Source organism: Brevundimonas sp. FV1ps31S (genome assembly GCF_058681265.1).
This window is the reverse complement of the sequence record NZ_CM178735.1, coordinates 494,957-507,163: the sequence shown is the minus strand read 5'-3', so window position 1 is coordinate 507,163 and position 12,207 is coordinate 494,957. Positions and strand designations below refer to the sequence as shown.

At 67.2% G+C, this 12,207-nt stretch carries 13 protein-coding genes and 1 tRNA gene; 5 read left to right on the top strand and 9 right to left on the bottom strand.

Going from position 1 to position 12,207, the window contains the following annotated elements; all coding sequences use genetic code 11:
• Positions 1 to 10 precede the first annotated feature (10 nt).
• Positions 11 to 1,213 (bottom strand): tRNA (adenosine(37)-N6)-threonylcarbamoyltransferase complex transferase subunit TsaD, encoded by a 1,203-nt coding sequence (gene tsaD, locus ACVPT3_RS02360; protein ID WP_492042617.1) that lies wholly within the window; start codon positions 1,211 to 1,213, stop codon positions 11 to 13.
• On the opposite strand from tsaD, the gene hemC reads away from it, so the two are divergent.
• The 4 genes from hemC to ACVPT3_RS02340 all read left to right on the top strand — a co-directional run bounded on the left by hemC (position 1,212) and on the right by ACVPT3_RS02340 (position 3,570).
• A complete protein-coding gene (gene hemC / locus ACVPT3_RS02355) occupies positions 1,212 to 2,165 on the top strand; it encodes a hydroxymethylbilane synthase (protein WP_492042616.1) in 954 nt (317 codons plus the stop codon). The two genes, tsaD and hemC, sit on opposite strands and share 2 nt — an antisense overlap.
• On the top strand, positions 2,162 to 2,896 hold the full coding sequence (locus ACVPT3_RS02350; protein ID WP_492042615.1) for a uroporphyrinogen-III synthase: 735 nt from the start codon (positions 2,162 to 2,164) through the stop codon (positions 2,894 to 2,896). The genes hemC and ACVPT3_RS02350 overlap by 4 nt, the downstream gene beginning before the upstream one ends.
• A 40-nt stretch (positions 2,897 to 2,936) precedes the next feature.
• Positions 2,937 to 3,012, top strand: a tRNA-Thr gene (locus ACVPT3_RS02345).
• A gap of 204 nt (positions 3,013 to 3,216) precedes the next feature.
• Entirely contained in the window at positions 3,217 to 3,570 is a 354-nt protein-coding gene (locus ACVPT3_RS02340) for a helix-turn-helix domain-containing protein (protein WP_292121304.1), read from the top strand.
• Positions 3,571 to 3,596: 26 nt separating this feature from the next.
• Here the strand turns inward: ACVPT3_RS02340 and ACVPT3_RS02335 are convergent, their stop codons facing one another.
• The 4 genes from ACVPT3_RS02335 to ACVPT3_RS02320 are packed head-to-tail and all read right to left on the bottom strand — an operon-like array spanning position 3,597 to position 5,242.
• The gene (locus ACVPT3_RS02335) at positions 3,597 to 3,956 is read right to left on the bottom strand and encodes a hypothetical protein (protein ID WP_492042614.1); all 360 of its coding nucleotides are present in this window, start codon (positions 3,954 to 3,956) and stop codon (positions 3,597 to 3,599) included.
• Complete coding sequence (locus ACVPT3_RS02330) at positions 3,953 to 4,417, bottom strand: hypothetical protein (protein ID WP_492042613.1); 465 nt, start codon at positions 4,415 to 4,417, stop codon at positions 3,953 to 3,955. Before ACVPT3_RS02330 ends, ACVPT3_RS02335 begins: the two co-directional genes overlap by 4 nt.
• 13 nt (positions 4,418 to 4,430) lie before the next feature.
• Positions 4,431 to 4,766 (bottom strand): hypothetical protein, encoded by a 336-nt coding sequence (locus ACVPT3_RS02325; RefSeq protein ID WP_492042612.1) that lies wholly within the window; start codon positions 4,764 to 4,766, stop codon positions 4,431 to 4,433.
• A gap of 29 nt (positions 4,767 to 4,795) precedes the next feature.
• Entirely contained in the window at positions 4,796 to 5,242 is a 447-nt protein-coding gene (locus ACVPT3_RS02320; protein ID WP_492042611.1) for a helix-turn-helix domain-containing protein, read from the bottom strand.
• 148 nt (positions 5,243 to 5,390) lie between these two features.
• Here ACVPT3_RS02320 and metK point away from each other — a divergent pair, with 148 nt between their 5' ends.
• On the top strand, positions 5,391 to 6,596 hold the full coding sequence (gene metK / locus ACVPT3_RS02315; RefSeq protein WP_492042610.1) for a methionine adenosyltransferase: 1,206 nt from the start codon (positions 5,391 to 5,393) through the stop codon (positions 6,594 to 6,596).
• A gap of 4 nt (positions 6,597 to 6,600) precedes the next feature.
• Here metK and ACVPT3_RS02310 read toward each other — a convergent pair whose 3' ends face one another.
• The 4 genes from ACVPT3_RS02310 to ACVPT3_RS02295 form a co-directional block, all read right to left on the bottom strand.
• Entirely contained in the window at positions 6,601 to 7,872 is a 1,272-nt protein-coding gene (locus tag ACVPT3_RS02310) for a pentapeptide repeat-containing protein (protein ID WP_492042609.1), read from the bottom strand.
• Between the two features lie 53 nt (positions 7,873 to 7,925).
• Positions 7,926 to 8,555, bottom strand: a complete 630-nt coding sequence (locus tag ACVPT3_RS02305) for a bifunctional diaminohydroxyphosphoribosylaminopyrimidine deaminase/5-amino-6-(5-phosphoribosylamino)uracil reductase RibD (RefSeq protein ID WP_492042608.1) — start codon at positions 8,553 to 8,555, stop codon at positions 7,926 to 7,928.
• The gene (gene gpmA / locus ACVPT3_RS02300) at positions 8,552 to 9,265 is read right to left on the bottom strand and encodes a 2,3-diphosphoglycerate-dependent phosphoglycerate mutase (protein WP_492042607.1); all 714 of its coding nucleotides are present in this window, start codon (positions 9,263 to 9,265) and stop codon (positions 8,552 to 8,554) included. The genes ACVPT3_RS02305 and gpmA overlap by 4 nt, the downstream gene beginning before the upstream one ends.
• Before the next feature lie 265 nt (positions 9,266 to 9,530).
• A complete protein-coding gene (locus ACVPT3_RS02295; RefSeq protein WP_492042606.1) occupies positions 9,531 to 12,092 on the bottom strand; it encodes a TonB-dependent receptor in 2,562 nt (853 codons plus the stop codon).
• Positions 12,093 to 12,207 lie beyond the last annotated feature (115 nt).

The following is a 12,207-nucleotide window of genomic DNA, read 5'->3' as shown; positions in this document are numbered from 1 at the left end:
GTCTCGTTGGTCATGATTTCGCGCCCTTGCGGCCGGGCTTGTGCGAAGGATCGGCCAGGGCGCGCGCTTCGTCCAGCGGCCATCGCGGCCGGGCGACCACGTCGATGTCGCTGGTCAGCCCCAGGGCCAGCCGCTCGGCCCCCGCCAGGGCGATCATGGCGGCGTTGTCGGTGCAATAGGCCATGGGCGGCGCCAGGAAGTCGAAGCCGTGTTTCGCCGCCGTCGCCTGCAAGGTGGCGCGAATGGTCTTGTTGGCCGCGACGCCGCCCGCCACCACGAACAGCCGGTGATCATGGGTCTCGGCATAGGCGGCCAGGGCCCGCTCGGACCGATCCGATAGCTGGCGGGCGATGGCGCTCTGGACCGCATCGGCCAGATCGGCCTTGTCCTGCTCGGTCTCGCAGGTCTGGGCGATGCGGAAGGCGGCCGTCTTCAGACCCGAGAAGGAGAAGTCGCAGTCCTTGCGGCCCAACAGGGCGCGCGGAAGGTCGATCTTCGACCCGTCGCCTTGCTGCGCCAGCCGCTCCAGCGCCGGCCCGCCGGGATAACCGAGGCCCAGGGCCTTGGCGATCTTGTCGAAGGCCTCGCCGGCCGCGTCGTCGATGGTGGCGCCGATCCGGCTCATGTCGCCGACGCCACGCACCTCGAGCAGTTGGCAGTGGCCGCCGGACACCAGCAGCAGCAGGAAGGGATAGGCGACTTCCTCGCCCAATCGGGCCGAAACCGCATGGCCCTCCAGGTGATTGACCGCCACCAGGGGCAGGCCACGCGCCAGGGCCGCGGCCTTGCCGAAGCTGAGACCCACCATGACGCCGCCGACCAGACCCGGCCCGGCGGTCGCGGCGATCCCGTCCAGGCCGCCATAGCCCAGGCCGGATTCGGCCATGGCGCGGCGCGTGACTTCGGCGATCATCTCCACATGGCTGCGGGCGGCGATTTCGGGGACGACGCCGCCATAGGCCGCGTGATCGTCGATCTGGCTGTGAACGACCGAGGACAGGACCTCGGCCCGGCCGCCCCGCTCGGACGGGTGCAGGCGCACCACCGAGGCGGCGGTTTCGTCGCAGCTGGTCTCGAGACCCAGCACCGTCAGGGCTTCACCAGGAAGGGGGGGGACATCCCGTCCAGTTGCCGCTGCGGCGCCGCTGCTATAGTCGGCGGAACTCTCCATCGGGTCGAGGTAGCGATCCGGCGTCCGGTAAGCAACGCTCATGACCCTTCCTCTCCGCATCGGCACCCGGCGGTCCAAACTGGCCCTGGCCCAATCGGGCATGATGCAACGCGCCATCGGCCGGGCCCTGGGCATAGCCGAGTCCGAGATCGAGGCCGCCGTGCCCCTGGTCGAGATCGTCACCACCGGCGACCGGATCCAGGACCGCCGCCTGATGGAGCTGGGCGGCAAGGCCCTGTTCACCAAGGAGATCGAAGAGGCCCTGCTGGCCGGGCGGATCGACATCGCCATCCATTCGATGAAGGATGTCCCCGCTGAACAGCCCGAGGGCCTATGCATCGCCGCCATCCCGGAACGCGAGGACGCCCGCGACGCCTTCATCAGCCGCGACTTCGACAGTTTCGACCAACTGCCCTTCGGCGCCCGGCTGGGAACGGCCAGCCTGCGGCGCCAGGCCCAGGCCCTGGCGCTGCGGCCGGACCTGAAGGTCGAGATGCTGAGGGGCAATATCGACACCCGGCTGCGACGCGCCGCCGAGGGGGATTTCGACGCCATACTGCTGGCCGTCTCCGGCATGGCCCGGCTGGGCGTGACCGAACATATCCGCGAGAAACTGTCGCTGGACGCCTTCCTGCCGGCGCCGGGCCAGGGCGCCCTGGCCATCCAGACTCGCGCCGAGGACATCGACGCCCCCTGGGTCGCCGCCCTGAACCATACCGACACCGCCGTCGCCGTCGCCGCCGAACGGGGGGCGATGACCGCGCTGGAAGGGTCGTGCCGCACCGCCGTCGGCGCCTACGCCCTGATCGAGGGCGACACCCTGCGCCTGACCACCGAAATGCTGAGCCCCGACGGATCGGCCCGCTGGCGCCGCGCCGGCGAGCTGTTTCAGCCCACCGAGGCCGACGCCCGCGCTCTGGGTCAAAGACTGGGCGGCGAGGTTCACGCCTTCGCCGGCGACCAGGAGGTCGATCCCGCGAGCCTGGACGGATGACCGCTCCTCGCCTCCACAGCCCGCCGAAACCGCGCGTCTGGGTCACCCGCGCCGAGCCTGGGGCGTCCCGCACCGCCGCCCGACTGCGCGACATGGGGTTCGAGCCCTTGGTCCACCCGCTGCTGGCGATGGAACGCCTGACGCCGCCCCTGCCCGACCTTGAACGCTTCGCCGCCCTGGCCTTCACCAGCGCGAACGGCGTCGCCGCCTTCGCCGCCCTGACGCCGCGCCGCGACCGTCCCGTCTTCGCTGTCGGGGACGCCACCGCCCAGGCCGCGCGTCAGGCCGGCTTCGTCGCCGTCCGCTCCGCCGATGGCGACCTGAACGCCCTCGCCCTGCTGATCGCCGCCGAATTGAGCGACGCGGTCCTGCTGGCGCCCCAGGCCGAGACGCCCGCCGGGGACATGACGGCCGCTCTGGACGCCGCAGACGCCCGCAACATCACCGTTGCGCCGCTCAGCGTTTACCGGACGATCTGGGCCTCTCCAGCCGCTCCCTCCCGTTTTGACGCCGTCCTGGTTCATTCTCCGCGCGCCGGACAGGCGCTGGCGTCCTGGGCCGCCCTTGCGCCTCGCGGCCTCGCCGACGTCGTCTGCGCCTGTATTTCGGCCGCCGCCGCAACGCCCCTGATCGCCCTCGACCTGACCCCGGCCGTGTCGGCGACGCCAGACGAGGCGACATTGCTCGCAACCTTGAAAGCGGCGCTTGGCAAGCGCGATACGCCCGTATAAAGAGCCCCTCTCGCGCGGGCTGCTTCGCCTTCGCAACCGGGCCGCTTTAGCTCAGCCGGTAGAGCACCTCATTCGTAATGAGGGGGTCGCGTGTTCGAGTCACGCAAGCGGCACCATTTTTCGGGTCAAAGTCAGATCAGGGCCCTTCTGCGGTGCGGCCCGTCTGGCTACGCCTCCGAACGCCAACCCCCGTTTTCCACTTGAAGTTGCAGCTCTGCACATTTTAAGTACGTAGCATTCCCTTAAAGTCGAGCTTTGGCTTGACGCCCCGAAGGTTTTGGGGCCTGACGGCGTGCATTATCGTTCCCCCGAAGGCCAAGATGAGCGACACAGTAGATCCCATCGATATCGCCATCGGCGCGCGCATCCGCAGCCGTCGAGAAGAACTCCGCATAACCCAGGCTCAACTGGCCGCGGGCGCAGGAGTGACCTTTCAGCAGATCCAGAAGTACGAACGCGGCGTCAATCGCGTGTCGGCGGCTCGCCTGTTGCAAATCGCCGCCGTACTGAAATCCACCGGCGCCGCCCTGCTGGGAGAGCTGGACGTGGCGGAAGGCGACGAACTGGTTCTGGCCTCGCCCGGCGTAGCTGAACTGCTGTCGGCCTTCCGCGGCATCCGTGACGCCGAGAAGCGTGACGCCCTGCTGGTCGTGGCCAAGGGCCTGCGCGGCTAAGGTCCGTACAGCTAAGGTCTGTACAGCTAAGGTCTGGGGCGAGGCTGCAAGAGCCGTTCAACGGCCGGGCCCTCGCCCCCTATCGTCAGATCGGCCAGCCAGGTCTGGACAGACGCCAGGGCGCGCGCGTCCAGACTGTCCGAACGGCCGGAATCGGCGATATTCTGCCTTACGATCTCCAGCAGGCAGGCCGCTTCGGTGGCGTTGGATGGCGTGTGATTCAACAACCGAGCCTCTGCCTCGACCATCGGCCCGAGATCCAGCTCGACCAACAGATTATCTTCGCTCGCCCCGAGACCGGACAGGCCGAGCCTGTCCGCCATGGTCGCGGTCTCGAACCAGGACCGGAAGAGCGGCAGAAAGTTCGTGAGGGCTTGAGCGGTCACGATTGAATATCCCTGTATTTGAGAAGCGCACCGGTCTTCAGGCGTTCTGATCTTGCGTAGGGGGCGGCATTCGCTTCCCAGACGCCAAAGAGCGCCAAAATCATGATTTCGACCCAGGCCACCATCCGGGTGGTCACGATCGACCAGGTCAGGGCGTCCGGCCCCACCAGGGAGGACAGGTGGGTGCCGAGCGCCAGAAACTGGGCCCCGGCGGCGAGCATCAACCACCAGCGATCATAGCGGAGGCTCAACCGAACCAGCAGCACCAGGAGCCCCAGTGAGATCAGGGCCACCGCCCATCGGAACTGGCCCAGGACGAGATGGTCCACCCAGCCCGACAAAAGTTGCGCGAAAAACAGCCCCGCCGCCGCCTGCCGTTCGGGCCAACCGCCCTTCCAGACCAGCATCCCCAGCGCCACGATGGTCAGGCAGGTTCCGAAGATCCAGAGGGGCGAAGGCATGGCTCCGATACGGTCAGGCGGCGATCGGATATACGGCGGTCGGCGTGGACGGCGTGGATTTGTCTTCGCCCATCCCTTCCATGCGCCAGCCGATGGCGTGAACCTCAGCGACCTCGGCCAGTCCGGCGTGACCTGAGACCACTGTCGCCCGGACCTTGGCCAGATGGTCGAGACCCGCGACGATATCCTCCAGCGCGGACTGGCCGACTTCCGCCGCCAGCCGCGCTTCGACCCGCCCTTCGAGCGACGTCTGTATCAGCTTGCAGACCTCGATCATCGCCTGGTCTATCGCGTGTTCCGCGGTTCGGACCTGACGGGCGATCTTCACCCCGACGTGCATGTTTTTCATCGCGCAGTCCTCAAAAATTGTCCCCCGCGTCAGCGGGCCCATTCGGGAGCGATGCGGTCGAACAAGGAGGGAACCACCATGCCTGCCGTCACGATTCCGATGGCGAGCAACAGGGCGACGGCGGCCCCCGCGGCTATGACCGCCAGTCGTCCGGCGACGCCCCTGGGCGGGGGCGGCAGGGACCAGGCGGACCCGGCGAAGGGGCCGTCGTCGTCCGGAAGTCCGACCGACGCCGGGTCAACAAGCGCGTCTTCGCCCAGATCGGAAATGAGTATCGACGTCCCTGAGTAGCCGTTACTCAGCCGCTTCGCCGCCAGCCTGCGGTCCGAAACGCCCAGCTTGGCATAGGCGCGATGCAGGTGATTGCCGACCGTCCGGGGAGAAATGCCCAGGCGCGCGGCGATTTCCTTGTCCACCAGGCCCACCCCAGCCAGACGGACGCACTCGACTTCTCTTGGCGACAGGCTTTCAGGCATTCATCCGCTCCCACGGATTCGTCATAGCCGATTTCTCTGCCTCGACCAGACTTCGAGTTCGGCCGACGGCGCCTGAACCTGGATGATCGCTTGAACATATAAGCATGTCTTTATATGTTTGCCCTGCGTTCACAGACAGGAGCCTCTCTTGGCCGCTCGTTCCTCCTTCTTCTTCACCTCGGAAAGCGTATCCGAGGGCCATCCCGACAAGGTCGCGGACCGTATCTCCGACACGGTCGTCGACGCCTTCCTGTCTCGGGATCCCGAGGCCCGTGTGGCGTGCGAGACCCTGGTGACCACCCAGCGGATCGTATTGGCCGGCGAGGTGCGCGCCACGCAGCCGGGCAACACCAAGGAACAGAACGAAGCCTTCACCCAGGCCATCATCGACAGCCTGGAGCCTCTGGTCCGCGCCGCCGTCAAGGACATCGGCTACGAGCAGGACGGCTTCCATTGGGAAACCGCCGACTACGCCTGCTACCTGCACGCCCAGTCGGCCGACATCGCCGTCGGCGTGGACTCGACCAACGAGAAGGACGAAGGCGCGGGCGACCAGGGCATCATGTTCGGCTATGCCTCGAACGAGACACCGGAGCTGATGCCGGCCACCCTGCAGTACAGCCACAACATCCTGAAGCGCCTGGCCGAGGTCCGCCATGCCGGCGGCTCGCAGCTTGAGCCCGACGCCAAGAGCCAGGTCACCATCGAATACCGGGACGGCAAGCCCGTCCGGGCGACCTCCATCGTCCTGTCGACCCAGCACGCCAAGGGGCTGAGCTCGGAACAGGTCGCCGAGATCGTCAAACCCTATATCCTCGAAGTGCTGCCGGAAGGCTTCACGGACGAGGAAACCGTCTGGCACATCAATCCGACCGGCATCTTCGAGATCGGTGGGCCGGACGGCGACGCCGGCGTGACCGGTCGCAAGATCATCGTCGACACCTATGGCGGCGCAGCGCCCCACGGCGGCGGCGCCTTCTCCGGCAAGGATCCGACCAAGGTCGACCGTTCAGCCGCCTACGCCTGCCGCTACCTGGCCAAGAACGTGGTCGCCGCCGGTCTCGCCGACCGTTGCACCATCCAGATTTCCTACGCGATCGGCGTGGCCAAGCCGCAGTCGATCCACGTCGACCTGCACGGCACGGGCAAGATTTCGGAGGCGGTGCTGGAAGACAAGGTCCTGGACCTGATCGGCGGCGCAACGCCGCGCGCCATCCGCCAGCACCTGGGCCTGAACAAGCCGATCTATGCTCGGACCACGGCCTATGGCCATTTCGGCCGCGAGCCGGACGCCGACGGCGGTTTCAGCTGGGAAAAGATCGATCTGGTCGATCAGCTCAAGGCTCTGGCCTGAGCGATCAGGCGGCCTGGTCGTCGATGACCAGGCCGCGCACGCCCGTCAGGTTGGCGTCCGTCAGGTCCAGTTGACGGGTCTGGGCGCCGTGTAGCGTCGCGCGCGCCAGGTCAGCACCCGTCATGACAGCGCGGCGCAAGTCGGCGCCCGACAGATCGGCGCCACGCAGCACCGCCCCGCTCATGTCGGCGGAGAGCAGCCGATCCGCACCGATCAAAAGGGGGCCCAGCTGGGCTCCGCGCATGTCCGCCCCGTTCAGCTTGGCGTTCTTCAGCCGTGCGCCCCGCATGTCAGCGCGGTAGAGCTTGGCCGAGCGCAGATCGGCGTTTTCGAGGTGTGCGCCCTGCAACTGCACCCCCTCCATGTCCAATCCATAGAAGACTGCTCCCTTCGCCGACAGGGCGGTGAGGTTCAGGCCCGTAATCGACTTCAGCGGACGCAGATCGACCCCGTCAAAGACTGAAGGCTGGCCCTCGGCCCCGCCCGTCTCACACCAGCGGGCATGGACGCGCAGCATCTCGGCTGCGGGCATTTCATTGACGGACTCGCCGACGGTGCTCTTGTCCGTCAGCGCGCCCTCCATATTGGCGCCGTCGGCGCACCACATGGTCATTTTACAGCCGACCAGAATGGCGTCGCGCATGTCCGCGCCGGACAGGTTGGCGCCCGACAGGTCCGCGCCGGCCAGGTCTGCGCCCCGGAAGTCGGCCTGTTTGAGATTGGCGCGGATCATCTTGCAATCCTTCATCACCGCGCCCGAAAAATCGGCCTTGATCGCGATGACGCCCGACATCTTGGAGCGCTGAAGATTGGCGCCGGCCAGACAGGCGCCGGTGGCCTCGGTCTCCTGGCGATGTCGGGGCTCGATGACCTTGAAGCCCAGTTTCGCGTCAGCAGCGGCGATGGTGCCCTCGCGCAGGTCGGCCTCGAACAGGTCCGCGCCAGACAGGTCCGCGCCCCGCAGACAGGCCCCGCGAAGATCGGCGCGACGCAGACTGGACTCGGCCAAAACCGCATCCTGCATGTCCGCGCCGAAGAAATTGGCGTTGTCCAGCTTGGCCCCCGTCAGGTCGCAGCCTTCCAGACAGGCGGCGGCGAAATCGGCGTCGGCCAGGTTGCGGCCCGTCAGTTTCAGGCCGGAGATGTCCATCCAGGCGAAGACCGCGCGGGCGCCGCCGGGGCGGGCCTGAAACAATCGGTCGTGGCGGGCGCAGATGATGTCCACTTCCGCCTGGGTCAGGCGCTTGCGCACAAGGGGTTCAGCTGCCTGGGCCATTCGACCAAGCTAATCCCGGGCCGCTTAAGAAAGCCTTTAGCAACAGCTGGTTGTCAGTCGGTCAGGAGACCCTGCTCGCGGAGGGACTCAGCGAGCTCTCCAGAAGAGGTCCAAAGACGGGTGTAGCCCGCCTCCCCCAGCCGTTTCAGCTCGGTCACCAGATCGGCCTTGGGCGAGGCGACGAAGCGGCCGTCGAAACCGGCGCCGTCCTTACTGATCCGCACCATCGGCCGACCCGTCTCAAGCCGGTGAAGGAAGCCTTCGCAAAGGGTCGCCCCCTCGTCGCACATCAGGCCTGTCTCCACCGTCAGCCCCTGGGCGCGCAGCCGCTCGGTCCCGCGGCCGGCGGCGAAGGGAGAGGGATCGAGGCAGGCGATCACGACCCGCGCCACCTTCGCCTCGGTCAGGAAATGGGCGCAGGACTGCCGACCGGAAGACCGGGCCCCGCAGGGTTCCAGGGTGACATAGACGGTGGCGCCCTCGATCTCGTCGCCGGCTGCAGGCACGGCCTGTTCCTCGGCATGGGGCCGCCCGCCCGGCGCCGTGGCGGCCTGAGCGATGATCCGGCCGTTCTTGACGATCACACAGCCGACCGCAGGATTGGGCCAGGTCTCGCCCATGCGGCCGGTCGCCATTCCGATGGCCTGGGCCATGAAGGCGCGGTCGGCGTCGGTCCAGTTCATGCGGCGGTCGGCAGCTCTTCGGCGCGGTCGGCGTCGAGATAGCGGGCGGCCGTCGGCTTGAGCGCCTCGTCCAGCTCGATCTCCAGCGGATTGCCGGTCGGAATCTCCACGCCCACGATCTTGTCGTCGGGCACGCCGAACAGCAGTTTGACGATGGCGCGCAGCGAATTGCCGTGGGCCGCGATCAGCACGTCCTCGCCCGCCTTGAGCCGCGGCGCGATCTCGGCGTCCCAATAGGGTTTGACCCGGTCCAGCGTGGTCTTCAGGCTTTCGGTGTCCGGGATGGACTTGCCCGCGTAACGGGGATCCGCCTCGAAGTCGAACTCGCCGCCCGGCGCCAGCGGCGGCGGCGGCACGTCGTAGCTGCGGCGCCAGATCTTGACCTGGTCCTCGCCGTGCTTTTCAGCGGTCTCGGCCTTGTTCAGCCCCGTCAGACCGCCGTAGTGACGCTCGTTCAGGCGCCAGTCCTCGATCACCGGCACATCGGTCAGACCGGCCGTCTGCAGGGCGAGAGCGCCGGTGCGCTTTGCGCGCGTCAGGACCGAGGTGAACATGACGGAGGGCTTGAACCCCGCCTCGGCGATCAGCGCGCCGCCGTGACGCGCCTGGGCCTCGCCCTCCGCCGTCAGGTCGACGTCGACCCAGCCGGTGAAGCGGTTCTCGAGGTTCCACTGGCTCTGGCCATGGCGGAGCAGGATCAGGCGCGGCATTCGGTCGGTCCTCTTCAAGATAGTCTGTTCGGGTAGGCCGCCGTCATGAAGGGGTCAAGGTTTAGACCGAGGTGCTGCGGCCGAACGGAGCGCCGGCTTGTCGCGGTCCAGGCGGCCCGTTAGGCTGTCGCCATGTCCGATCGCCTCTTCTATCCGCTGGCTCTGGCCGCCATCGCGGCCCTGATCGCCCTCGCGGTCGTCTGGCCCTGAACGGTTCTGGCCGGCCGACGAAAGGGCGAGGCGTATAGCCCCGCCCGCCGGATGATCAGTACAGGATCTTGCGCAGATTGATCCGGAACACCCGGCCTTGCGGGTCCAGATAGTCGCGCTGGTAATTCACCGGCGCCGAACCATCGCTGCTGGTCACCGAAATCCGGTCGTCGAAGATGTTCTGCACTCCGATCCCGACGCGCGCGCCCTTCAGGAAGGGCAGGCGTTCGACCAGGGAGGTGCGTTGGGTCAGGTCGGCGAAGGCGAACAGGTTCACCGTCATCCGGTCCGAGAAATCCAGATCGGCCGAACCCGCGCCGTCGCCTTCGACGGTCGTGCCCGACTTCCAGTTGGCGTTGATGAAGGTCCCGAAGCCGTTCTTGAACACCCCGGTCTGCACCTGGACCTCGTGACGCGACTGACCGCCTGATCCGGAGATGGAATCCCCATCCAGCAGGTCCAGCGGCGCCAGGCCGTCGCGGATCACCACCTCGTCCTGGACACGCCAGGTATGGGTCAGCGAGAAGTTGAACATCCCCTGCCCCGGTTGCATCCCGGGGGCGGTGGAACCGCGCAACCGCCCGCCGCCAGGCCCTCCCGGACCGCCTCGGCCGCCAGGACCGCCGCCCATACGCACGGCGCCGCCCGGGGGCGGGCCGCCCGCGCCGGGGCCGCCCGGTCCGCCCGGTCGTTGACCCATCATGGCCGGATTAGGCTTGCCGAAAGGCCTGGAGAAGTTGAAACCCCACTGCACGTCCTGCTGCTCGCGGCTGGCGAAGTTCAGCGGGCGGGCGTCGATGGACAGCAGGACGCCAGGCACATTCGGATCTGCGCCGGGCTCGGGCTCCGCTCGCACGAAACGCTCCGGCAAGGCGGCCTCCAGGTCGGGCGTGATGGCGGGGAAGCTGGATATCTCATCCTCAGCCTCCGTGCGGGTATAGGCCAGGTTCAGCCGCAGGTCGGTGGCCGAAAGCGGTTGCCAGTTGACGCCCAGTTTCAAGATTCGGCGGTTTTCCGCCTTCAGGTTTGGATCGCCGCCGGTGATCTGGGTGACCTGGACGGTCTGGCCGGTCGAATAGTCGAAGACGGCGGTGTTCGGCGTCGAGATGGTGGGGTCATTCAGCTGCTGGATCGTCGGCGCCTTGTCCTCGTCGGAATAGTTGGCCGACAGGGACAGCCGGGCGACTGGCGACCAGTTCAGACCACCGCCCAATGCCGACACGCCGCCGAAGTCCGACAGCTCCTGGTAGGCCAGGTTCATGTTAGCGGACAGATCGCCGATCTTCGGCAGGACGCCGCGATCCACGCTGGAGATCGGCAGGTCGAAATTGGCCTGCAGACTGCCCAGATCGCGCGACTGCGACCGATCGGTCGCCACGCCGGACCGGAAGCTTTCAGAATCCAGCGATTGGTGCTCGCCCCCGAGCTTGAAGGTGGTGGTGACGCCGCCAGCAGGCAGCTCCCAGGCCGTGCCGTTCAGCACGACCTCGCCCTCCAGCGACTGCGAGACCGAATTGGCGGTGTTGCGAGCGGCCGTTGTGACCGCACCGGTCAGATCGCCGTAGGGGTTCACGCTCGTGTCGCCAGCCGTGACCGCCGCCCTGAGGGCGGCGTCATCGACGCCGGCGCCGGTGGTGGTGTCCGTCTCCGTGCGGCTGTACTCGCCCGTCGCCGTCCAACGCCAGTCGCCCAGATAGCCGTCGAACACCGTGCCCAATTCAGCGGCGCGGGTATTGGTCTGGCGCTGCAGGGCGTCAGGTAGGCCGATATAGCGATACAGATCGACCGCCGCGCCGTCGGGCGACCAGGGATTGCCGGCCGGCAGGCTCAGACTGACGCTGGGCAGGCCCAGGTAACTGCGGCTGCTGCTGTCCTCCAGGCTGCCGCTTAAGGTCATGCCGACCTTGTCGTTCAGGTCGTGCTTGTAGGTTCCCGCCACCGACGCCTCCGCCGCGCGCGGTAGCAGGGTGCGGTAGGCGTTCCGCTCGCCGTTGTCGCCCGCCGAGTCGACTTCGTTCGAGTCCGAGCGATCGATATTGCGTTCGGTCTCGTAGAGGGCGTTGCTGCTCTCGCCGTTGACGTCCAGCGACCACCGTTCTGCGCCGGCGATGTTGAGAATATTGTTTTCGCTCGCCGTCGTCGTCCGTCCGCCCTGATCGGACCGGCTGACATTGACCGAGGCGGTCAGCGAACGGAACTGGGCCTTCAGCACGATGTTCACGACGCGCTGGTTGGCGCTGTAGCCGTAGGAAAGGGCGGTCTCTTCCGGCAGGATTTCGAAACGCTCGATCGCCTCGGGCGGAATGCCGCGGATCTCGCGGAAACCGGAGATGCGGCGGCCGTTCACCAGGAAGACCGGCGACCCTCCGCGCGCGCTGCGGGTCTGCGCCTCCAGAAGGGTCACAAGCTCGCCGATGTTCGTCGCGCCGAACGCCTGGATCTGGGCCGAGTCATAGGAAGCGATCGGCTCCTGTCCGCCCAGAGCGACCCCCCGCTTGACCCCGGTCACGTTGAGATCCGGGAGGACGACCGAAGGCTCCGCCTCTTGCGACTGTTGGGCGGCGGCGGGTTCCGCCGTCGAAGCCAGCGCGATCAGCATGAGTGCGGTCGGAGTCATGAAAAGGCGTTCCGGAGAGGGGATATAGCCCCCTTTGGGACGGGACAATCGTGGCTGGAAAACGGCCAAATTCATGACAATTCGTACAGCGTTGCGGCGATTACACAGCCTGCAA